Source organism: Arthrobacter sp. P1_B11, from assembly GCF_056406715.1.
In genome coordinates, this window is sequence record NZ_JBFTZQ010000007.1 from 272,999 (window position 1) to 295,369 (window position 22,371).

The 22,371-nt window shown below is 61.3% G+C and carries 21 protein-coding genes and 1 pseudogene; 9 read left to right on the forward strand and 13 right to left on the reverse strand.

Translation table 11 applies throughout. The features are described from left to right. Positions 1 to 3 precede the first annotated feature (3 nt). The gene (locus tag AC1D14_RS08425) at positions 4 to 963 is read left to right on the forward strand and encodes an aldose 1-epimerase family protein (RefSeq protein WP_354962130.1); all 960 of its coding nucleotides are present in this window, start codon (positions 4 to 6) and stop codon (positions 961 to 963) included. Positions 964 to 1,204: 241 nt separating this feature from the next. After that, positions 1,205 to 2,011: a DeoR/GlpR family DNA-binding transcription regulator gene (locus tag AC1D14_RS08430; RefSeq protein WP_230117778.1), complete on the forward strand. Its 807-nt coding sequence runs from the start codon at positions 1,205 to 1,207 to the stop codon at positions 2,009 to 2,011. Between the two features lie 1,031 nt (positions 2,012 to 3,042). On the opposite strand, the gene AC1D14_RS08435 is transcribed toward AC1D14_RS08430, so the two are convergent. The 7 genes from AC1D14_RS08435 to AC1D14_RS08465 all read right to left on the reverse strand — a co-directional run bounded on the left by AC1D14_RS08435 (position 3,043) and on the right by AC1D14_RS08465 (position 10,452). Continuing rightward, positions 3,043 to 4,119, reverse strand: a complete 1,077-nt coding sequence (locus AC1D14_RS08435) for an SIS domain-containing protein (RefSeq protein ID WP_230117777.1) — start codon at positions 4,117 to 4,119, stop codon at positions 3,043 to 3,045. Beyond that, positions 4,116 to 4,898 carry an ATP-binding cassette domain-containing protein gene (locus AC1D14_RS08440; protein WP_230117776.1) on the reverse strand — a complete coding sequence of 261 codons (783 nt, stop codon included), beginning with the start codon at positions 4,896 to 4,898 and terminating at the stop codon, positions 4,116 to 4,118. The genes AC1D14_RS08435 and AC1D14_RS08440 overlap by 4 nt, the downstream gene beginning before the upstream one ends. A gap of 24 nt (positions 4,899 to 4,922) precedes the next feature. Continuing rightward, positions 4,923 to 6,128 (reverse strand): alanine racemase, encoded by a 1,206-nt coding sequence (locus AC1D14_RS08445; RefSeq protein ID WP_230117775.1) that lies wholly within the window; start codon positions 6,126 to 6,128, stop codon positions 4,923 to 4,925. A gap of 13 nt (positions 6,129 to 6,141) precedes the next feature. Next, positions 6,142 to 7,116, reverse strand: a complete 975-nt coding sequence (locus AC1D14_RS08450; protein WP_230117774.1) for an ABC transporter permease — start codon at positions 7,114 to 7,116, stop codon at positions 6,142 to 6,144. Further along, entirely contained in the window at positions 7,113 to 8,111 is a 999-nt protein-coding gene (locus AC1D14_RS08455; RefSeq protein WP_230117773.1) for an ROK family protein, read from the reverse strand. Before AC1D14_RS08455 ends, AC1D14_RS08450 begins: the two co-directional genes overlap by 4 nt. Continuing rightward, positions 8,108 to 9,181, reverse strand: a complete 1,074-nt coding sequence (locus tag AC1D14_RS08460) for a phosphotriesterase family protein (protein ID WP_230117772.1) — start codon at positions 9,179 to 9,181, stop codon at positions 8,108 to 8,110. The genes AC1D14_RS08455 and AC1D14_RS08460 overlap by 4 nt, the downstream gene beginning before the upstream one ends. Before the next feature lie 137 nt (positions 9,182 to 9,318). Then, positions 9,319 to 10,452, reverse strand: a complete 1,134-nt coding sequence (locus tag AC1D14_RS08465) for a substrate-binding domain-containing protein (protein WP_230117771.1) — start codon at positions 10,450 to 10,452, stop codon at positions 9,319 to 9,321. Positions 10,453 to 10,691: 239 nt separating this feature from the next. Between AC1D14_RS08465 and AC1D14_RS08470 the strand changes: the two genes are divergently transcribed. Continuing rightward, positions 10,692 to 11,909, forward strand: a complete 1,218-nt coding sequence (locus AC1D14_RS08470) for an ROK family transcriptional regulator (RefSeq protein WP_230117770.1) — start codon at positions 10,692 to 10,694, stop codon at positions 11,907 to 11,909. Between the two features lie 161 nt (positions 11,910 to 12,070). Here AC1D14_RS08470 and AC1D14_RS08475 read toward each other — a convergent pair whose 3' ends face one another. After that, positions 12,071 to 12,637, reverse strand: coding sequence for a recombinase family protein (locus AC1D14_RS08475; RefSeq protein ID WP_230117769.1), 567 nt, complete (start codon positions 12,635 to 12,637; stop codon positions 12,071 to 12,073). Positions 12,638 to 13,443: 806 nt separating this feature from the next. Between AC1D14_RS08475 and AC1D14_RS08480 the strand changes: the two genes are divergently transcribed. From AC1D14_RS08480 to AC1D14_RS08505, 6 genes and pseudogenes are all read left to right on the forward strand, one after another. Next, positions 13,444 to 13,695: a hypothetical protein gene (locus AC1D14_RS08480; protein WP_230117768.1), complete on the forward strand. Its 252-nt coding sequence runs from the start codon at positions 13,444 to 13,446 to the stop codon at positions 13,693 to 13,695. 35 nt (positions 13,696 to 13,730) lie between these two features. After that, complete coding sequence (locus AC1D14_RS08485; RefSeq protein WP_230117767.1) at positions 13,731 to 14,264, forward strand: flavin reductase family protein; 534 nt, start codon at positions 13,731 to 13,733, stop codon at positions 14,262 to 14,264. A gap of 537 nt (positions 14,265 to 14,801) precedes the next feature. Further along, positions 14,802 to 16,718: a PAS domain-containing hybrid sensor histidine kinase/response regulator gene (locus tag AC1D14_RS08490; RefSeq protein ID WP_230117766.1), complete on the forward strand. Its 1,917-nt coding sequence runs from the start codon at positions 14,802 to 14,804 to the stop codon at positions 16,716 to 16,718. Continuing rightward, a complete protein-coding gene (locus AC1D14_RS08495) occupies positions 16,715 to 17,353 on the forward strand; it encodes a response regulator (protein ID WP_230117765.1) in 639 nt (212 codons plus the stop codon). The genes AC1D14_RS08490 and AC1D14_RS08495 overlap by 4 nt, the downstream gene beginning before the upstream one ends. Before the next feature lie 219 nt (positions 17,354 to 17,572). Beyond that, positions 17,573 to 18,259: pseudogene (locus AC1D14_RS08500) on the forward strand (transposase-like zinc-binding domain-containing protein); the annotation flags it as partial. Between the two features lie 29 nt (positions 18,260 to 18,288). After that, the gene (locus AC1D14_RS08505) at positions 18,289 to 18,711 is read left to right on the forward strand and encodes a hypothetical protein (protein ID WP_230117764.1); all 423 of its coding nucleotides are present in this window, start codon (positions 18,289 to 18,291) and stop codon (positions 18,709 to 18,711) included. Between the two features lie 412 nt (positions 18,712 to 19,123). Here AC1D14_RS08505 and AC1D14_RS08510 read toward each other — a convergent pair whose 3' ends face one another. The 5 genes from AC1D14_RS08510 to AC1D14_RS08530 all read right to left on the reverse strand — a co-directional run bounded on the left by AC1D14_RS08510 (position 19,124) and on the right by AC1D14_RS08530 (position 22,316). Continuing rightward, on the reverse strand, positions 19,124 to 19,849 hold the full coding sequence (locus AC1D14_RS08510) for a fumarylacetoacetate hydrolase family protein (RefSeq protein ID WP_230117763.1): 726 nt from the start codon (positions 19,847 to 19,849) through the stop codon (positions 19,124 to 19,126). Between the two features lie 121 nt (positions 19,850 to 19,970). After that, positions 19,971 to 20,186: a hypothetical protein gene (locus AC1D14_RS08515; protein ID WP_230117762.1), complete on the reverse strand. Its 216-nt coding sequence runs from the start codon at positions 20,184 to 20,186 to the stop codon at positions 19,971 to 19,973. Positions 20,187 to 20,222: 36 nt separating this feature from the next. Beyond that, positions 20,223 to 20,756, reverse strand: a complete 534-nt coding sequence (locus AC1D14_RS08520) for an NADPH-dependent FMN reductase (RefSeq protein WP_230117761.1) — start codon at positions 20,754 to 20,756, stop codon at positions 20,223 to 20,225. A 55-nt stretch (positions 20,757 to 20,811) separates the two neighbouring features. Continuing rightward, on the reverse strand, positions 20,812 to 21,606 hold the full coding sequence (locus tag AC1D14_RS08525) for a carbon-nitrogen hydrolase family protein (protein ID WP_230117760.1): 795 nt from the start codon (positions 21,604 to 21,606) through the stop codon (positions 20,812 to 20,814). Between the two features lie 53 nt (positions 21,607 to 21,659). After that, positions 21,660 to 22,316, reverse strand: coding sequence for a GntR family transcriptional regulator (locus tag AC1D14_RS08530; protein WP_230117759.1), 657 nt, complete (start codon positions 22,314 to 22,316; stop codon positions 21,660 to 21,662). Positions 22,317 to 22,371: the final 55 nt, after the last annotated feature.

Consider the following 22,371-nt stretch of genomic DNA (forward strand, 5'->3'; position numbering starts at 1 on the left):
GCAGTGGAGAAGACCAGCCAGGAAGATCCCGTGAAGACAGCCCAAAATGTGAGCATCGGCGCCACCGGGGCGCAGTACGAAATATCGGCGGCCAACTACACCGCCGTCGTAACCGAACAAGGAGCTACCGTCAGACAGCTCCGCTTCCGTGCCCGCGACCTCATTGTGGGGTTCATGGCAGACGAGCCGGTTCCCGACTTCCGTGGCGCGTTGGTGGCCCCCTGGCCAAACCGCATCGCGGATGGACGCTATATATATAAAGGCCGGGAGCTTCGGGTGCCCGTAAACGAACCAGAACGTGACGCCGCCCTACATGGCCTGGTCTGTGAACGGCCGTGGACTCTGGTTTCATCGGAGCCATCCGGCGTCCGGTTGCGGCACCAAATCAGGCCAAGCGCAGGCTACCCGTTTTCGGTGTTGCTGGACGTCACCTATCGGCTGGATAATGGCGGCTTCCACACAAAAGTGTCAGCTACCAATACGGGCGATCACACCGCACCTTACGGGGTCTGTCCGCACCCCTACCTGGTGGCCGGGAAATCAGCATTCAATTCCTGGAGCCTTGAGCTCCCGGCCGATACATTCCTGGAGGTCACCCCCGACCGGCTTCTGCCCCTGGGCAGGCGCCCGGCTGCTGACGGGCCTTTTGACTTCCGCGAGGCACGGACATTGGGTGACATCGAAATCGATCATCCATTCACCGACCTCGTCCGGGATCCGCAGGGGAATGCAACGGTTCGTCTCACGGATCCCGGCGGATCCGGTGTCGGAATCCGCTGGGACCGGTCTTGCGACTGGGTCCAGGTTCACACCGCCGACCACATGGTCGCTGAGCGCCACCGGCTCGGACTTGCCGTCGAACCGATGAGCTGCCCGCCCGATGCATTCAACTCCGGCAAAGACGTCGTTCACCTCCTGCCCGGGGCGACGCACATCGCAAACTGGACCATTTTCGCCATCTAACGGCGGGTGACGACTGAACGGGGGCCAACTGGATACCCAAGGGAAGGCCGCGCGGGCGGGGATCATGGCGCGGCGTTCCTGCCGAAACATGGCCCCGGCACCCTTTGCGGTCGCTAAAGTGTCACGTCCATCAGAGGCCCGACGGTGAACCAGTTAAGGTTGTCTTAACCTGGCTTCTCATTAGGGCACTCTTCGTGACACGGTTGGGTACATCACTGATGCCACACTTGAAGGAGGCCGCATGACACCAGCCGCAGACCCGGCCACCACACGTCTCGAGACCCGTGTCCCTTTTCCCGACCAAAGGCGGGAACTCATCCTGACGACGCTTCGGACGGAAGGGCGTGCCGATGCCACAGCTATTGCCCTGGAGCTGGGAGTCACGAACGAAACCGTCCGCAAGGATCTGGTGGCCCTTGAGCAGCTAGGGCTCATTAAGCGGGTCCACGGCGGAGCGATACCCGTCGGACGGCTCACCTACGAGCCCCCCGTTGCCTCCAGGACTGCCTTCACAGAGGAAAAGACCCGAATAGCCGCCGCAGCACTCCGTCACCTCCCTGCCGACGGGTCGGTGCTCATCGATGCAGGGTCAACTACCGCACGGTTCGCTGACTTGTTTCCCCGGGACAGGTCGATGAGGGTTTACACCAACACGCTCTCGATCGCCATGACGCTGATGGACTCGCCTCTCCTCACGGTATACACGCTCGGGGGCCGGGTCCGCCCGGTTACTTCAGCGGAAGTGGATGACTGGGCCGCCCGCGCCCTGTCCGACATCAACGTGGACGTCGCCTTCCTGGGAGCCAGCGCCGTTTCACTCGACCGAGGACTCACCACGCCCGACGCCGCCGAAGCCGCAGTGAAGCGGCTGATGTGTGCCAGCGCCCGCCGCCGGATCCTCTTGGCAGACCACAGTAAATTTGGACGGGTCAGCAATTGGAAACACGCCGGGTTGGCCGACATCGACCTTGTCTTAACGGATGATGGCATAGAGCCACAGATGCTCGAGTCCCTACGCTCAGCTGGCGTGGAAGTGGAAACGGTCTGAAATTACCCACCGAAGGCCGCCGCGCACCTAATTTCCCAAGGCCAAACCAAGCTCGCTCGTGGCGAGGAATCCGCCCGGACAGCTGCCACAGAACTGCTGGGCATAGAGCCTGAGATACTCGAAGCTCTGCCGTCAGCTGGGCTCGAAGTGGAAACGGTCTGACAGAATATCAGTGGTCGCCCGGCGACTCGACTGGGTAGCAGGTGGGTGGAGGTCACTCACTGCTTCCGGCCCTGCCCGGCCCCGAGACTGCTCGACTTCGATGCCGCGGGCGGTGGTCACTCCGTTTTGGATGCAAAACGCCGAAAAAGACCATTCGGCACCCGGAGTGCCGACCGCCCAGGCCGGAAACCGTCCTTCGAGAACGGATCCGTTCGAGTTCACGGTGGCAACGTCATGGGCAAACTGAAGGTTCTCTGTAAGGTCGAAAGTGAAGATTCCGGCCGGCGAAGCGTCTGAATACTCGATGCAGCAGTGTCGGATCCCCCCGCCATCGCCTTTCACCTCAAGCCCCACGATGAAGGACCCGGAACACGGGATGTCTCCCTGACAATGAACTAGAAGCTGACATTCGTCATCGAACCAAGTCAGCACCGCTAGCACAGGGATCGGAAGTGGCATGCGGACATGCGGCGCCATACGTTCTCCTTAATTTGAATTTACTTCACGTCAATAACGGCGAGAAAAGTCTGCGCGAAGGACTCTGATCCTAGGGGCGGCTCCTGCATCGTCCCCTTCGCCCACATCTCGCCCCGAAGAGGAAAAACGCATGAAACAAAGAACCACCCCTCCGCCACGACCAACCCATCAGCGAAGGACACTATGCACCAGGTACAGGTCCTGGTCGTCCGGCAGCGAGCTCATGGAGGTCGTTTGGGGGAGTTCAAGCTCCGGCCGGTCCCTTGACGTTCAAGAATCCGGACGGGCGTATGTGGTTGGTAACCACGGCCGGTGTGGCCGCCGCGCTGTAAGTGGCCATCTCCACCGCTACGTCTACTGACGGCGGCGCGGCGGCCGTTCCCCGGGAGTCGTCAAATAGTTTTTGTCACCTTCTTGAGTCCCGGGGGGCGGTCTGGGTCCAGTCCCCGGCGCAGGGCCAGGCACAGCGCCAGTTGCTGCAGGGGGATGATTTCCATCAGGGGCAGGAGCGCGGGATCGAGGCCGGAGGCACCGGCAGCCGGAATTTGAAGGTCGTCCTCATCATCACTTCCGTGTGGCCCGATGATGATGGTTCGGCCGCCAAGGGCGCGGGCCGCCTGGGCAAAGGCGTGAACGGATTCGCGCCCTCCGGGGCTGGCTGTGAGAGCAATGACGGGCGTGCCCGGCTCCACTTGTCCGAGAGGCCCGTGGGTCGCGTCGGCGGCGCTCCAGCCCGAGGCTGCCATGGAGTTGGTCTCCATCAGCTTGAGCGCTCCTTCCTTTGCCGTCGACATTGAGTAGCCACGGCCGACCACCAGGACCCTGTCAGCGTCCTGGAGGGTCTCTGCAAGCCGTTTCCCCCACGACGCGGCCCGGTCGATTACCCGGTTCGCGGCTTCGATGGCTGCGTTCGCCCGTGTTTTGATCTCGCTCCAGGAACCGCCTGCGGCGAGTGTCAGTACGACATACAGGGCGAGCAGTTCGGCCGTGTAGGTTTTGGTGGCTGCCACTGAAAGTTCAGGTCCTGCCGTGAGGTTGACATGCACATCACCCAAAGCTGCAAGCGTGCTCGATTCGTTGTTGGTCAGGGCAATAACGGGGACTCCGGCCCGCTTTGCGGCGCCAACCGTGTCGAGGAGGTCCGGTGACTCGCCGGACTGCGACACGGCCAGCATGATCGACCTCGGATACCGCAGTTCCGTGCCGAACGCCGTGACCGTGCTCGGCGTCGATAGCGAGGCGGGTATGCCGAGGAGGTTGTGGGCCAGATACTGGCCGTACATGGCGGCATGATCGCTGGACCCGCGGGCGGCGAAGACCAGCAGCTCCGGGTTGATGGTGCGGAACAGTTCCGCAGCTTCCAGGAGGCGGGGCTGTTGTTGCGTGATGAGATCCTGCCAGCGTGCCGGCTGTTCGGCGATCTCGGCCCGCATGTGGTCCCCCGGCAAGGGGTGCCCTTCGGCGGTCATGAGCTCAGTCCAGTAATCATGGCCACGACCTCGTTGTGGGATGTTTCGGCCAGCCTCTTGGTGCCGACCTGGGTCCCGCGGCGGAGTACCGAGACGCGGTCGGCGATGCGGAACACCTGGTCCATGTTGTGGCTGACGATGAGCACGGCGGCTCCCCTGGAGCGGAGCTTGAGGATGACTTCCTCGACCTTCGCCGTCTCGGCAACGCCAAGCGCCGCGGTGGGCTCGTCCATGAGCACGAGGCTGCTGGCCCAGTGCGTGGCGCGGCAGATCGCGACGCCCTGGCGCTGCCCGCCGGACAGATCGCTCAGGGTGGCCTTGGCGGAGGGGATCCGCACGTCCAGGGTGTCCACGAGTTCCTGGGTCTGCGTGGCCATGGCCTTCCTGTCCAGGATGCCCAACGGCCCCTTGGTCAATTCCCGGCCGAGGAACATGTTCATGTAGACGGGCTGGTCCTCTACGAGCGCGAGGTCCTGGTAGACGACCTCGACGCCTTTGGTCCGCGCGTCGGAGGCGTCGCGGAAGCTGACCTGCTCGCCGTTCAGCCAGATTTCACCGTCGCTGGGCTGGTACAGGCCGGAAATGATCTTGACCAGGGTGGATTTGCCCGCGCCATTGTCGCCCACCAGGGCCACGATCTCGCCGGCCCTTACTTCCAGGTCAAAGTGCTTGATGGCTACCACGCCCCCGAAGTTTTTGTGGATGCCCTTCAGCCGGAGGGGTGGAGCGGAAGCGGATTCAGGGGTGGCAGCCTCGGCTGCCGAAGGTGAGAGTGTCATGATGTGTCCTATCTGTCTTCGGTGTCAGGATTGGGCCAGGGCGAGCGGTGCGGAGCCGTCCGCTGCCCAGATGCCCTCGACCCGGGGGGTGCCTGTGGAGATGCCGGAGATGGCCGCGGTCAGTGCCCGGGTGACAAACACCTGCGGACGGAACCCGAAGATCACCGTGTCGCCTTCTGCGACGGGACTTGCGTGGTCCAAGGGGATGGTGGCGTAGTAGTCGATCGCATGTGGCGCAGGCATTTCGACCGGAAGCGCCGGCGCGGCGGAGACGTCCGAGGCGCCGGGAACGACGATCGCGCGCGTGGTGCCTTCACCAAGGACCGGGTCGACGTAGAACCCTCCGCCGAAGACGTGGGCCTTGTCATTCCACAGGTGGGAGACTTCGGTGACGTACGCGATGGCAGGCTCTTCGGCCAGATCGGCCACGGCATGCAGGGGGGTGGTTCCCGTTAGCCCGTGGCCTGGCTCCACTTGGGTGGCTCCGTCGCGGGCAAGCCCCTCCAGCACCGAAATTGACGTGGTTCCGGGCGCGTTCACGGCGAATCCGGTCCGTCCGCTGGCTTCGAGGAGCGCCGCTGCACGGGCGAGGGTGCGTCGGTTCGGGGTTGCCTCTGCCGTCCCTGTTGCCGGATTGAAGAGGGTGGCGGGGAACGTGGTGATGCCGGCGAAGCGCACGCCGGGGAGAGCGTCGACGGTGTCGGCCGCCTGCACGATTCCGTCCAAGGCAAAGCCGCCCTCGTGCCCGGTGTAGAAGCGGTCATCGGGGGCGAAAACGCGGAGGAGGACATCCTGGACGCGTCCGCGCCTTAGTGCGGCGGCACCTGCCTCCCGGGCCTTGGTCTCGCTGAAGACCGTCCAGTACAGAGGTTCCAGCGACGCGGCCAGGTTGGCCTCGTGCCTGGGTATCTGGACGAGATGGCCAAGGTGCCCCACGCGGAGGCCTCCCGAAGCCGCTGCCACGGCGCACTGCAGGTCGACGCCGACGGCGTGGGTGATGCCTGAGCGCACGAGTGTCTTGGAGACGTCGGGGTTGCGGCCTATCTGCTTGGTCATGGCGAACGGCGTCAGTCCGAGACGCGCCGCTTCCGCGGCGAATGCGACAGCATTGCGTTCGACGGCGTCGAGGTCAATTGCGTAGCAGTTGACGGGCAGGTCGCCGGTTGTGTGCAGCTGGGAAATTGCCGAGAGGAAACGGGGGTTTCGTCGTCGAAGCAGGTCGAGGAACATGGGGATCCTTTCTCTAGCTTTTCTTGCCGCGGAGGGAGAAGGAGACCGCAACGAGGATGATCAGGCCGCGGACGATCATCTGCTGGGAGACGTTGAGGCCGGCGAGAATGAGTCCGTTGTTGATCATGCTCATGAGGAGGCTGCCGATCAGGGCACCGATGACCGTCCCCTTGCCGCCAAACAGGCTGGTGCCGCCGACGATGGCAGCCGCGATGACTGTCATCAGGTCGGTTTCACCCAGGGTGTAGCGGGCGCCGTGCAGGCGGCCGGCGTACAGGAGACCGGCGAGGGCCGCGGCCATGGCGCTACCGACGAAGACCATCAGCCGGATGCGGTTGACCTTGATGCCGCTCACCCGGGCTGCCGACGCGCTGTTGCCCACGGCCAGAACGTGGGCGCCATACCGGCGCTGCCGTAGCAGGTGCCAGCCGACGAGGACCGCCAAGACCGTCCACCACAGCATGATCGGCAACCCGAGAAGATCACCGCCGCCGAAGAGCCAGACGAAGGCGCGGTCTGTCACAGGTACCGATTGGAGGTCTGTTAGCTGTCGGGCGAGGCCGGCGATCAGGCCCATCGTGGCCAGAGTCACCAGGAATGAGGGAAGACGGACCATCGTGATGAAGAAGCCGTTGACGAGCCCGACAATGATGCCGACCCCCAGCCCGGCCAGAGCGCCGATCCAAAACTGCCCGGTTCCTTGAAGGACGACGCCGGTTGTCAACGCAGACAGTGCTACGGTCGAGCCGATGGAGAGGTCGATTTCGCCTGTACTCAGCACGAAGACCATGCCGATCGCCATGATCGTGATCGGTGCTGCCTGGATCACGATGTTGAGCAGGTTAGTCGCGTTGAGGAAGTACGCCGTCTGTGTCACTGCAAAGAACAGGAACACGAGCGCGAATCCGATGTAGACGACGTAGTTGCTCCAGTTCATCTCCTTGACGTGGGTGAGGAAATTTGGTTTCGCTAGAGTTGTGGTGCTCACGGTGTGTGTCCTTTCTGAGCAGGGCCGTGCAGTGCGGAGACGGTCTCGGTAGGGCTGGGCAGTCCGGTTTTGGCGGCCGCGAGTGCGAGCCGGACCGCGCCGGCTACTGGTGCGCGGTGGCCGAGTTCGCTGATGCGGATATCGAGTGAAGACACTCCGTGGCGGGTCAGCCAGGTGTGGAGGTGGGGCAACAGCTCCTTCCTGCTGCCGATGCCGCCGCCGATCACGAAAACTTCCGGGTTGAGGACCGCGTTGACTGCGACGAGGGCCGCGGCGAGCCATCGTGCCTCATCGTCGATGGCGGCCAGCGCGTGTGTGTCACCGTCCTGGGCCTTCGCAAAGATCTCCCGGGTGGAGATTCTGTACCCTGTAGCCATCTCGTACCGGCGTGCCAGTGCGTCGCCTGCTACCGCTTCCTCCAACGGGCCACGCACCTGGTTTTCCGCGGTCAATGGGTCCGTTCCGAAGGGAAGGTAACCGATTTCCCCTGCCGCCCCGCTGGCACCGCGTATGAGCCGGCCGTCCGCCACGATGCCCATGCCGATCCCGGTACCGACGGACACGAAGACGAAGTCAGAGTGGCCGAGTCCGAGGCCGTAGTGCAATTCTCCGAGAGCGGCGACATTGACGTCATTCTCGATGATCACGGGATGCCCGAGCCTCTGCATGAGGTCCTGCGCAAAAGGCACGTCCCGCAGTCCCGCAAGGTTGGGGGCCTGGTCGAAGTTCTCCCCGGAGCTGTCTGGAACTCCGGCACCGCCGATGCCGGTCGCCGCGACCTGATCGGTGCCGGCGCCGACGACTGCGCACAACTCACGGACGAGGCCGACAATCTGTTCAATAACATTGACGCCTCCGGCGTTGGTGGGCACCTTCCGGTCAGCCAGGATGGTCCCGGTTTCGCTGGCAATGCCGGCCCTGATCTTTGTCCCACCGAGATCAACGCCCACCACGTAGGCCGCATCTTTGACGGCACGATTTGAGCCGGTGCTCATGGCGCCTCCTGCGTCAGGAGCCGGAGCGGATTATCCCGCAGCATCAGATCGGCATGGGCCTGTGACAGTCCCAGTTCGGCTGCCATCGGGATGAAGGCCGCGCCAAGGTAGTTGTAACCCCACTCTCCGTGGGTTCTGGGGTTGAGGTAGACCTCGGCGCCGGTGAGATCCTGGGAGAGCAGAATTTGCCCTGCGTAGCCCCTGTCGGACAGGTCGGCCAGGTGTGCTGCCCTGCTCGCGTCGGAGCGGTAGTAGGCCCTTTTGGAGTATTCGCCTTCGGTCGGCTGGGCGGGGCCGGGCTCCAGTACGAAGTCCCAGAATTCCTTGCCGATGGTGTCGAAGGCGATGTTGACTCCGGTGTCCAGCACCTTGAGCAGGTACTCGAACTCGGGCTGGATGTCCATATGCCCGATGACCACACGGCTGAGATCGGCCCCCTCCTCATTCAGTATCTGGATCTGCTCAAGGGCCATCGTCCCGTGTGTAGTGTGCGTCACCAGCGACACGCCTGTGGCTTGGTGCGCACGCGCGGCAGCACGAAGACACTTCTCTTCGTGGGCTGTGATTTCGTTCAGTCCCGTGGCCTGTTCACCCAGGACGCCGGCTTTGATCGACGTGGAACCGATCCCCGTGGAGACGTCCAGGGTGAACCGCTCCGTCATCTGCTCGAGGGACGCCTCGGCGGTCCAGACCGGGCTGTAAGGCTCCAGGTAGACGGAGCTTCCCGCCACGATGTGCACCTTGGACTGCTCCGATACGCGCTGCAGGATGTTCAGGTTTTCGCCCAGCGCCGAGCGGCCGACGACGCTGTAGGGGCTTAGGTCCACAACCGTGTCGAAGCCTAAGTCCTTGAGCCCGCTAAGGGCACCGACGGCTTGGCACACCTGGTCGTCTGCATAGGCGGGGTCGGTCGGCGAAACCACCAGCCGGTGCGGATCAGCGAGCGTCTCCGGACGTCCACCTGACAGCCATGGTCCAGGGACCAGGGATGTGAGGTGTTCGTGGTGGAGGATTTTTCCAAGTCTGGCCGGGTCGACCGGACCGAGTACGGTCTGCACAAATTGTGCCATGGGAGTTTCCTTTATAGAGGTGCCCGTAGGTTGGGCCTTAGTGATGTGGGCATGTGGCGCGTCATTGGCCAACGGGGTTCACCCTTTTCTGATTCCGGGCCCAGCGCTTTTCCGCCGGGCCCGGAATCAGTGCCGGGTCACTTCCCCGTGACGCTCGACGGCGGTTCGGTGCCGTAATCGTCCTTCCAGCCCTGGGCCAGGTTGTCCTTGGTGATCCCCGTCGGAGTCGCAGCCACGAGCGCAGGCGCCTGCTTATTCAGCACGCCGTAGGCGGAGGCGATGGCCAGTCCCTTGCCAATAGAGATGGAGCTGTTGCCCACGAGGCCGGCCGCATTGCCGTCCCGCGCCATGTCGGCTGCAAGGGTGGCGTCGAGGTCGTTGGTCACTACCTTGACATCGGATCGGCCGGCGTCGCGAAGGGCGGCGAGCACACCTTGGGCGGCAGTTGCCCACGGGACGTAGATGCCCTTCAGGTCCGGGTGGCGCGCTATCATCGCCGCGGCGATCTCCTGGGTCTTTGATTCGTCAGTGAAGCCCTCCTCGGCGACGATCTTCTCGTTGGGGTAGAGGTAGGACGTCCAAGCCTTGAAAGCCTTGTCGCGCTGGTTGGTGAACCAGAAGTCGGCATCGTGGTACATGTAGCCGATGTCGCCTTGGCCGCCGAGTGCGTCTCCGAGGATTGTGGCGTTCAGCTTGCCGGCTTCAGTAAGCGATTCCGTCACGATGGACACGAACTGCTGCCCCGCCTTGTAGTGCGCGGGGGGCGTGGTCATGATGACGAGCTTGATCCCCTTCTCGACTGCCGGCTTGAATGTCGCTTCCGCCGAAACCGGGTCCACTGCGATCGTGACGATGATGTCGGGGTTCAATGCCAGCACTGTCTGAAGGTTGTTGGCCTGCGTGGCAGCGTCGAAGCCGGCCTGCGTGCTCGCTACGACTTTGATCCCCAGGTCCTTGAACTGCTCACGGGCGCCCTTTTCAACTGCGGAAACAAACTCCGAGGACGTGTGCCAAACGAACGCGGCCGTGTAGTTGCCGCTCTTGACTTTGGCCTTTTCGTCAGCGGTCAGCACGAGGTCAGCGAGCTTGCCTGGCTTTTCGCCGTTGGGGCCAACGAATGCGAGGCTGGGCTCAGTTGCCTGTGTGGCCGGAGCTCCCGCCCCGGGTGCTGCCCCGGGGCCGGAGCAGCCGGTTAGTGAGAGTGCCAGCGCCATTGCGCCGGCGACGAGCCACCGCATCTGGCGCCGTCTTGTGAGTGTGAGTGTTTCCATCGGGTCCTTGACCTTCCTTGAGCTGCTTGTCAGGGGACGATGCCATGGCACCCAGTCGCTGGAGTCCGGACCTCTGGACGGAGTCGCCCTTGACGTGTTCATCCATTTTGATTTCAGAGTGCAATCAAAGTCAAGGGCTGCGATGGGAAAATATTTGGAAAATGTGCTTGGGGTGGTGGAAAAGTAGTGATCTCGGGTATCTTTTACTTCATGCTGATTCCAAAACTACGAGGATCTCGATGGTTCAAAGCACGAGGATGATGAATCGTGGCACCGTGCTGGCCGAGGTCTTCCGGCTGGCCCCAGCGAGCAGAAAACAGATCGCTGAAGCCACCGGCATTTCCACGGCAACTGTCACGCGGGCCGTTGACTCGCTGATTGACGAAGGACTTCTGCTCGAAGGCTCGGAAATCGTGTCCGAAAACAGGGGCCGCCGAGCCGTGCTTCTGGACGTCGTCGCGGGCCGGTCGTACGTCGTCGGCATAGACCTAGGTGCCTCGAACACCCGCATTATTGTTGCCGATCTTCTGGCCAACCCGATCCTGGCGCTTGACGTGGCCACCCCCTCGGCCCTGAACGCCCCGGATCTCGCTGAATGGTTGGCGGCGGAGGTGCGCTCGGCCGCTGGTAGTAACTGGCGGCTCGTAGGCGCCGTCTGCCTAGGTCTCCCAGGAGCGGTCGGCCGCATCGACAGATCTATCTCCAACGCCCACCACCTGACGCAGGTGGAAGACCCCCGCTTTCTGCAAAGGTTTGAGGCAGCGGTCCAGAAGGTCGTCATGATAGACAATGACGCAAACCTGGCCCTCCTCGGCGAGCAAAGATTCGGGGCCGCACGGACATCGCCGACCGCTGCGATGCTGACCCTCGGAACAGGGCTCGGTGCAGGGATCGCCATCGATGGGAAGGTCCTCCAGGGAGATAGGGGCCTTGTAGGAGAATTTGGCCAACTCCCAGTGGGTCCGCTTGGTACAAAACTCGAACACATGCTTACGGGTCCGGGAATACTGCGGAGGGCTGCTGAAGCAGGTGTTGCGCTGCTGAGTCCCGCGGAACTTTTCGTTGAGAAGGACAAGGGCGGGATTGAAACCCTGCGTGCACACTTCGATCATGCTCTTCTGATTGCACTGACGGCCATCACGGTCTCTTGCGAGCCGAACATCATTGTGCTCGGGGGAGGCATCGCCAAATCACTGACGTCGAGCCTTGGCCGATATGAGAGCGCCCTTGAACACAACCTGCGGATGTCCCCGAGGCTGCTGCCCGCAGCCCTTGGTGACTTTTCCGGCGCTGTGGGGGCCGTGGTAGCGGGCCTTCATGCTGTCTACGCGGACCTCGGAATGCAGCAGGAGTCACTGGCAGACCTGCCTGTCTCGCAAACGCTGACGCCGGAAACTATTAGGCGGGTCCAAGGCGGCCATTCCGCCTCCAACCCGTTCCAAATTCTGAATCAATGATTCATTAGATTTACGTTTTGCCCAAAGCCGGCATCACGCAGGGGGAGCGGGGATTACATGACGGAAGATCTTGTGGGCAACGGCTTTAGCAGTGCTCAATGACGCCGATATCGGGCCTTCCGTCAGGCTACGGCCGCGTCGGCGATGGCCCGGGGAGTGGTTCACTCCAGCTTGGCGCGGCGCAGGTACTGGTACACCGTCTCCCGGCTGATCCCGTAATCACGGGCAAGGACGGCTTTCGGAACACCGTTGCCGGAGCGTTGAACGAGCTCGGCCGTCCGTTCCGGCGTGAGAGTCTTCTTCCGTCCTTTGTAGACGCCCCGCTGCTGTGCCAGGGCGATGCCCTCCCTTTGGCGTTCCCTGATCAGGGTGCGTTCGAATTCAGCGAACGCACTCATGACAGAGAGCATGAGGTTCGCCATGGGGGAGTCCTCGCCGGTGAAGACCAGTCTCTCTTTGACGAACTCCACGCGCACGCCCTTACGGGTGAGGCCCTGGACGAGGGCACGCAGGTCATCGAGGTTGCGGGCGAGCCGGTCCATGCTGTGCACAACCACGGTGTCCCCGTCGCGGGCGAATCGCAGCAACTCCGTGAGCTCTGGCCGGGCGGTGTCCCTGCCGGAGGCCTTGTCCGTGAAGACCCGGTCCAGAACCTGGCCTTCGAGCTGGCGTTTCTCGTTCTGGTCCAGCGTGCTCACGCGGACGTATCCGATCCGCTGTCCAGTCACCGGCGCCTCCACCCTCATACTGTCAGGTTGAGTTCTAGGCCCGTGTCAGAAGAAAGTCAAGATGTAACGGCCCGTTTAGTCGGGTTGGGGTGTGCTTCAGCCTGAACCGGGGCAGTGCCGTCGCGCAAGCCGGCGGGCGATATGTCTTTCCCGTATTTGCGCTGGCTGGATCGAACACCGGTGGTGGTAGCTCAGCTAAGGGAACTGGGTGAGGGGAAGGGACTTAGAATTCGGTAACTGATGTGTGCATCGTTTGTGCAGCCGCAACGCTCGTCCTTGTTTCGCTCCTCTGTTGCACGCATGGTTTCGACTGGGATTCCATTGAGTGCGGCGAGCCAATTGAGGTTTTCCGCCGTTCCCCCAGAGTCGTGTCCGCAGTCAGAACACTCCTTCTTGCCCGGCCTCTCCATGTCGGCCAGTTCAATCCGCCAGGATGCGAGCCACAGGAAGAAGCGTTTCATTGGCTTAGGGGTGGGTTGGGGCAAGGTCATCGGCCGCGGCCCTCCTGGCCAGTTGTTCTCAGGTATAAGCACTGACTATATGTTTAGTGTCATTTGACCCAGAGGCAGATATTGCCGGGGAGCCTCCCTACCGGAAGTTGACTTGCCCCTACCAAATCACAGTCTTTGGGGAACTTGCATCATCCTTTTGGTCGGGAAAAGACCATCCCATCGGAAACCCAACCGGTCGATGTGCGCCACATCACCTGACGAAAGAATTGATGTTGTAAGGGCCTGAAGGGCGGGTCACAGAACACCTGATTCCTGTCCACGTTATTGGTAGCTCGCTTCAAGGAGGAAGCCGTCATGTCAATCACGCTCCAACTGCCCATGACTTTCCGTTCAAAGCGGAGGGCCATCCCCGCTTCAACAGCCGACCAGTCTTTCCAGACTGCAGAGGCCCGCCAAGCCCTTGTGGCACCCGGACAGATCAGCGCCTTTCCCTGGGAGGGCGTCTACATCGAGCCAAGCGACGAATCTGCGGAGTCAATGGCCCGCAGTACGCAGCCCAACCCTGAACTTGAACCATTTCTCGCCGGCCTCATGTACGGCGAATGAACGACTATCCACACCACACAAAGGAGTTGAGGAATATGACAATCACTCTGGACCAGAAGACGGCCCTTGAACCGGCGTTTGATCCGCGGGTTTTCCGTGACACGCTCGGGCACTACGCTTCCGGCATCACCATCATTAGCGGCATCGACGAGGACGGCCCGATCGGCTTCACCTGCCAGTCCTTCTACTCCGTCTCGACCGATCCGCCCCTGGTCTCCTTCAGCGTCATGACCAACTCAACGACCTACCCGCGGCTACGCGAGACCGGCAAGTTCGTCGTCAATGTCCTCGCCCACGACCAGGACACCGTCTCAAACCAGTTCGCTCGCAAAGGCACCGACAAATGGGCCGGAATCGACTGGTCCCAAACTAACGCAGGCAACCCCGTCATCGCCGACACCCTGATGTGGCTCGACTGCGACGTCTGGGCAGAACACGAAGCCGGCGACCACTACATCGTCATCGGACGCGTCAACGAAATGAGCCCAGCCACCTGGCACAAAGAAGAACCACTGCTCTACTTCAAAGGTCAGTACCGCCACCTCCGCGGTATCGACGACAAGGTATAGACCCCACCGCCGTTATCCCTCCCGAACTGAACTGCATTGGGTTCGGGGCGACGGCTATGGCCAAGAAAGTTACGACCAACCAACTCTGGATTGGCAATTTGCCAGAGGTATCTAACATGTCGCTTTGGCGCGAGAAACGCAAAACGAAACCGGCAAGAGCCCTTGCCGACATCCTCCGGGAACGCAACGAAAGAAGGACAGCGGCTCTCATTGCCTGCATCACGGAGATAAGTGGTACAGGAGGCCCCGAAACCGTTACACATTCTCTTGTGGCTGAGCGGGTTGGTCTTCCGCTGCAATGGGTCGAATGGCAATACCCGTCCCGGGAAAAGCTTCTTGCCGTGGTGGGTAGGTAGCTAGGGCCCGCCACGTCTTGTCGGCCTGGTCCTGAAAGGACCCGGCCGACTTCCATTCCCACAAATGAATTGGAGGTCCAGTGTTGAGTACAACGGAGGCGCTTACGCCTGATCCGCTGATCCATGAATTATTCAACGCAGCACCTGCCGACTGGACCGAGCACCGTGAAAGACTATTGCCGTGAGCCCCGATGAGGCCCTTCGCCTGCTGAAACAAAGCGCTTTCGACGCGGCCCCCCTGGCCACTGCCATCTTTCGAAAGGAATCCCCTAAAGGGCTGGTGTTCCTGGGAGGCAACAGCAAGCTCGATGCACTGCTGCACGGCTCAACCGAGCCCGCCGTTGATCCGGATGAAGCCCCAACACCGGCCCTGATAAAACTTGTTGCGACATCGCTTTCTGAACTGGCGGACGATCAAACCATGACGGTTCATCTGGGCGATCAGCTGGCTGCCTTCCGCCCGCAGGTCAAGACGTTCAACATTCCCGGCGATCCTGCGGAGTATATGGTCGTTCAGTTGGCTGCGCTTGCGGAGCCGGACTCCATCGAACACGACTTACACTCGACAATCAGGCAGTTGAAGGATCTATTAGATAATTCAGCGGCCCTCATGTACGTCAAAGACCTGGACGGCCGTTACCTAATTGCCAACCACTACTATGCCCGACGCCTGGGGGTCACAGCAGAATCAATCATCGGCCTGACTGATTATGACCTGTTTCCCAAGGCCGTGGCCGACAACTACTCCAACAACGATGACATGGTCATCAGGACCTCCAGCTCAATCGAAGTCGAGGAACTCTTGGCGACAGACCGGGACCAGTCCGAATTGGATGAAGACAGCCGTTGGCTGTCCATAAAATTCCCGCTTCTGGATGACGCCGGCAAGCCATACGCTCTAGGCGCGATCTCCACGGACATCACTGACCGGAAACGGGCAGAAAGGGCCGCGCGGGAAGCGATGCATGACGCGGAGCGTGCTAACCGATCGAAAAGCGAATTCCTATCCAGGATGAGCCACGAGCTGCGGACGCCGCTGAACGCCATATTAGGGTTCGCGCAACTGCTTCAGGATTTGCCCCTGAGCCCCCGCGCAGCCGAGAGTGCAAGTCATATCCTCGATGCCGGCAAGCACCTCTTGGCACTCGTTAATGATGTTCTGGACATCACCTGGATCGAGGCCGGCGCCCCTGGCATTGCCTCCGTTCCTGTACCGGCAATCGACTCGATCCACCAGGCCCTCAAATTGGTCCGCCCCCTGGCCGCTGCACAGGACATCGAGATCGCTAGCGATTTGCATGGTGCCTTGCACCGTTACGTCCTAGCTGACACTCAGCGGCTAAGGCAAGTCTTCATCAACTTGCTGAGCAATGCTGTGAAGTTCAACAACCCCCAGGGTGCTGTCAGGGTCTGGTGCGAGGTAGTGGACGGGGCGCTGCGCTTCTTGGTCATGGACACAGGCCCTGGGATGTCCGAGGACGACGTGGAGCGGCTGTTCAAACCATTTGTGCGCCTTGATCAATCGGCTTCCATTGAGGGGTCCGGCTTGGGCCTTGCCCTTTCCCGGCGACTTGTGGAGGAAATGGGCGGCTCCTTGGGCATTGAACACACCGCCCCGGGCGAGGGATCAACTTTTTACGTGGACATGCCGCTCGCGCCTGCGCCGGAGGAGGATCTCGACACGTCGGCCCCCAAAAAAGATGCTGTCGACACCAGCGACGCTGCTCATGCTACGATCCTGCAGATTGAAGACACTTACGCGAATATCCGCTTGGTGGAGAACATCATTTCCGGGATGGGCGGGCTGAACCTTATTTCCGCTACAAGTGGTGAGTCCGGGGTAGCTTTGGCCCAGGACAACGCGCCTCAGCTTATCCTGCTGGACGTGAATCTCTCCGACATGTCAGGGGTTGAAGTCGTAAAACTCTTGCAGCAGGACCAGCGTACGAAGGACATCCCGGTGATTATTCTTTCCGCAGATGCAACTCCGGCGCGCATAGCCGAACTCCGGAGTATGAAAATCCTTGACTACCTAACGAAACCGTTCGATATCGAGCATTTTGCGCGGACAGTTCGCCAGGCGCTAGCTCTGGCATGAAGATCTTCACCGTCTTCATCGCCGATGACCACCCGGTCTACAGGGAGGGCCTCGCCCAGAACTGGAAGAACGTGCCTCAAATCGAGGTTGTGGGCTCCGCCGGAGACGGCAAGAGTGCACTAGCAGCGATCCGGGAACTGAAGCCAGACGTGGCAGTCATGGATTTACAACTGCCTGAACTCGGCGGCATGGAAGTTCTTGAGACGCTGTTCGCTGAAGCGGCACCGACGAGCATTCTTGTCTTGACCGCATACATGGACAGCAAGACGGTCTTCAGAGCCTTCACGCATGGAGCCCGCGGGTTCCTGGAGAAGGCGGCGTCCTTTGATGAGATCACGGATGCAGTCCTGCGCATTGGTGCCGGTGGAACCATCATCGCCCCGTTCGCGCAGGACGTTCTCGCCCGTGAACTACGGACTCGCCGGGACACCCCTAAGAGGCCGACGCTCACCGCCCGCGAGGTCGATATTCTTCGTCTTGCAGCAGATGGCCATTCGGGTCAGAAGATTGCCAACGAGCTGCACATCTCGTTGACGACCGTTAAGACGCATCTGCAACACATCTACGAAAAGCTCGAAGTCTCTGACCGGGCCTCCGCGGTCGCCCAAGCCATCCGACGCGGAATCCTCCACTAACTCACACAGTGAGCCCCTACCCCGGAGTTAAACGGTCAGGGCCACCCAAGTTGCGAGATGGGTGGCCCTCTTGCTTGAGGGGCGTCGTCACCGTTAGACAATCTCGGGGTTATAGGACAAAACGTGTGTATGGGAGGGGCTCGCTTCCCAGTGTTGGCGGGCGAATTCCGGGATGGCTAAGCTTTCGACGCTTAGGGTGGCTGGGGTGCTTGCATATCTCTGGAATGTCTTGTCTGCGGTCAATCGCTGGTACGGAACGGGAAAACGGCGGCCGGTAAGCAGCGCTACCGGTGTCTGGCATGCGGTGCGAGCCGCTCGAGTGAACGCCCGGATGTCAGCCGGCGCTCCGAATTGGAGGCGTTCCTTGGCTGGCTGATGGGCACCTCGAGTCAGTCATCGTTCACCTCGTTCGGCACGGCCCGGTCATTGCGTCGGCGCACGGCGTGGTGCTGGAACATTGCCCCGCGGATCCCGGTGACCGGCGAGGTCCATGACCAGATCCAGGTCGATGGGATCTACGTGGGTTCATGGTGCTGCCTGATCGCTGTTGCCGGTGACTACGTGCTGGGTTGGCAGTGGTGTGACACCGAGAAGAAGGCCGCGTGGGCGGCGTTGCTGGAACGCTTTCCGGCCCCGAGGGTTGTGATCACTGACGGTGGTTCCGGGATCGCTGCGGCCCTGTCCGAGTGCTGGTCCGAAACCTCGGTGCAGCGCTGCCTGGTCCATGTCCAGCGCAACGTGCGCACCTACCTGACCGGCCGGCCCAGGACCGATGCGGGCAAGGCGTTGCTGCGGCTGGGACGGGCGCTGACGAGGATCAAGGCCCCGGCGGACGCGGCAGCCTGGCTGGCCGGGTTCCATGACTGGCATCAGCAGCACGGGCACCTGGTCAAAGCGCGCACCTACCGCAGCACTACCGCCATGGTCCGGGCTGGGTGCGGTCCAACCAGTCCTGGTGGTACACGCATGACAGGCTCCGCAAGGCCTACCGGCTCCTGGAGCGCCTCAGCCAAGCCGGAACGCTGTTCACGTATTTGGAAGCCGAATACGCCGGGCTGGACATCGCCTCGACGACCAACAGGATCGAAGGCGGCACGAACGCCCAGCTCCGGCTCCTGCTGCGGGCGCACCGGGGCACGAGCGAGGAACACCAGAAGCGTGCCATCGAGTGGTACCTCTACCTGCACAGCGAGCAACCCCGACCGCCAACAAAGCTCATCCAAGACCGCCACTACGGACCAGCCAAGACCAAAGCCAGCGCCCCGACAGAACGGGACCCCGGCCCCGAGCTCTACAGCACCGGACTCAGCCCTGAAGAAGGCCTCTGGCACCGCACCGGATGGGCAGGACGCACATGACACACCCGGGAATTACACACGTTTTGTCCTATAACCCCAATCTCGATAGCGTCGTCGGGGATATCAATCCACACTCTGTGAGTCGTGCAGACGGATCAATACCATCCTGCGGTCTTCAAGTAATCTTCGATGGCCTCCGCTGCCGTTCCCGCGCACCACTGTCAGAGTCACCACGTCGCCCCGCCGCATCTTGTCCCGGCTGCGCTCTTCACGCACGTGTGGCACGTCCTGACATGGAGGCAGAAAAGCTCCGTAGCGGGCACCGTCCCTTTTCTCCAAGCTTGCAGGGTTTCCAGGGAGCCACACTCACATGACACTGCCGGACCGAAAACAGTGTCTTATTCGGGGTTTCTTGCATGATTGGGCCGTTCTCTTACGGCCTAAGGGATAGAGGCCCGGATGCGCACGAAGATCAGGCAACAGCGTTGACCAAGGTCCCGATCCCATCAATCGTTATGGCCACTGTATCTCCGGGCTGGACTCCGACAATAGTGCCAGGGGCTCCAGTCATGACGACATCACCGGGTTCCAGTGCCATCCACTTCGTCACGTGGACCAAGCACTCCACCACGCCGAAGATAAGGTTGAAGGTGCCTGAGCGGGCTTCGGCGTGGCCGTTGACCGTGACGTCGATGCCAAGGTTCCCCGGATCTGCGATATCCGTTTCAATCCACGGCCCCAACGGCGTGTAATGGGTTCCTGATTTGGCTTGAAAGAGTTTTTCGTCAATCACCGCCTGGGTGGCGTTGGTGACATCGTTGGCGATGGTATAGCCCAAGACATGATCCAGAGCATTCTCCGCCGTAAGGTCAACAGCACTCTTACCAATGACGACGGCAAGTTCACCTTCCACATTCACAGCGCCCACCCGCCACGGCGGCTCGATGACATCATTCGGGCTGGCAACAGTGTGGACCGACTTGAGCCAAGGCTGTATAGGCACCGGGTGATTACCGTCATTGTGCCCGATTCCGACAATAACCGCCGGGCACGTTGGGGCCAGCAGTGTGGCCTTCCCGGCCGAGGTTACTGGACCCAAGAACGTTGGAACCGGAGCAAACGGATCATCTATGTGATGCCATTCCTCATTCAGGTAGACGGCATGCCGAATGCCTTCACTGGTCAATAGTCGTGCCATTCGCATTGCATTCTCATTCTCTCGACCGTGCTCCGGAGCCCCCGCGCTAGTCACGGCAGGCCCAACCTAGTGGAAGCAGCACCGTAATGGTGGGGTCAATTGGCATGGGGGTCACTAATACCTATGTATCGGGTGTAGAGGCCTCGTCGGCGCCGTGGGGAGTTGGTCTTGACCTGAAGGAGTCCGGGAGCGGTTCGGTCGAGACGGGGTAGAAGGACTGGCAGGCGAAGCCGATCGGGTCGTCCTCGTCGATGCCGCTGATGATGGTGATGCCGGAAGCGTAGTGCCCGAGCGTGTCACGGAAAACCCGGGGATCAAACGCCGGGGTCTGGACCATGGCAAGGTTTGGGCGAGAGACGTGGTGTTTCTTCCCTCAGGCAACCGGCGCGGACAATGACGCGGCGATGTTAGCGGCACGGCTGAGATTAGCCGCGTACTCCGCCGCCGCCTGGGCAGTAATTTCGTCCAGGTTCTCCATCTGGCTGGACACGAAGTAGAAGCCGCGGCCAGGAACAACCGCACCAAGTTCAGCCAGCAGCGGTGCGAGGTTCACCGTGGGACCCATGGCGTGGGTGAGATCGCCTCCTGTGTGCACGGGAATGGCTGTGACACCGACTAGACCATTGGTTGGATACCGATCCAGGAATGCTTTAAGGAGGCCCGTGTAGGTGGCCTTGTAGGTCGGGGAGGCGAAAACCACAAGATCACTCTCCGCGACACGGGCGTTCAATGCAGCCATCTCATCCGATGGCCAGGCGAAGATTTCCGCGACGTGATCGGCGAGATCGATGATTTCCAGCATGTAGGTGCCCGGGACGAGGAGCTTGTCGGTGAGACTCTTGGCCACCTCCAGTGTGCGAGACTGCGGCTTGGGGTTGCCTACGACGATCGTTGCTTTCAGCGTCATGGTGTGTCTCTCACTTCTTCGTGGTCAGTAGATATGGATGGTCCGTGCCTTGACCTTAGAACTGGTGGGCGTTGGCCAGAACCGGCAGTTTTTGGCGGGCCTCGGCAACCTGTGACGGTTCGATGTCAACGACCACAAGTTCGGGCTTGCCGCCAAGTTTGGCCAGCACGGATCCAAGCGGCGAGATAACAGCACTGCGACCGATTCCGGTGGGAGCTGCGCCAGCAGGCCCGGCACCGATGGTTTCCGGGTCGCCCTGACCGCAAGCGACGACGAACGTCGTGCTGTCCAATGCCCTTGCCCGGACCAGCAGGTCCCATTGCTCGGCTTTACCTTCTCCAAATCCCCACGAAGCACAGACGATGTTCACTTGGGCTCCGGCGTTGGCATTGGCGGAGAACAGCGCAGGGAAACGGACGTCATAGCAGGTGGCCAGCCCGAAAACCGTACCGTTCGCCTCGAAAGTCACCGATTTCTCCCCAGCATCGACGCTTTCGGACTCGGCAAATCCGAATGCATCAAAGAGGTGCACCTTGTCGTATGAAGTTTCAATGCCGGGTCCCGTGACGAGCAGTGTGTTCCGGACACGGCCGTCGCGGCCGGGTGTAAACATTCCAGCAATGATGACAAGATCCAAGCTTTTTGCGATGCTGCGGACCTCGTTGGCCCAAGGACCATCGAGGGGCTCAGCGATGTCGTTGAGGGAGTGACCGAATGCGCGCATGACCGCCTCAGGGAACACGACCAACTCGGCTCCAGTTTTCTTGGCCTCAACAGCGTATTGCCTGATGAGGCCAAGATTCGCTGTCGGGTCGGCACCGCTGATGATCTGGGCAACTGCGAGACGCATGGAAGAACTCCCATCGGTTAAGCGTGGTTGAGGTGTGGGCCGGAATTTTCCGGTCAGTTGCGGAACAGGTTGTCCTTCGTTGAGGCCAGATGCTCATCGACTGCCTTTTGGGCCTGGACAACGTCTCCCGCGATGAGGGCGTCGAGTATTCCCTGATGTTCGGAGCAGACGACATGGCGCCGCCATGAGGTCCTGCACGCAGCGGTAGCGCCTGCCAACGTTTGCCTGACATGGAGATTGCTGTAGGTGCGGGAGATCAGATCGCTTCCAGCGGCGTCAATGAGCTGTTGGTGAAACAGGGTTCCCAGGCGCATGAAATGGCGTGCGGACTCTGGATCATCGTCATCTGGGACGGCGGCCTGAAGGTCGAGTGTCGTTTGCATCCTTTCAGCCGGCACACGCTGTTTCGTGATGACCAGCCGGGACGCGTAGCGTTCAAGAACGCTGCGAAGTTCCATGAGTTCCGAGATTTCCCTGCCAGAGATGGCTGGGACGTATGCGCCGCGCTGCGGAATCAGCTCGACGAGACCTTCTGAGACGAGGAGCATCAACGCTTCCCGGACAGGGGTGCGGGAAATGCCGAGGTCGGCTGCAAGGTCTGTCTCGTTGATGAACTGGCCTTGCAGCTGCGGATCCGTGAGGACACTTTCACGCAGGTGCGCGTATGCCTTTTCACGGCCTGAAGTGGTCGTGCCCGAAAACTTTCCCATACCGAGCCTTTAAGTACGTGACGCTGATAAATACAAGCCCTACCGTAGGTCAGCC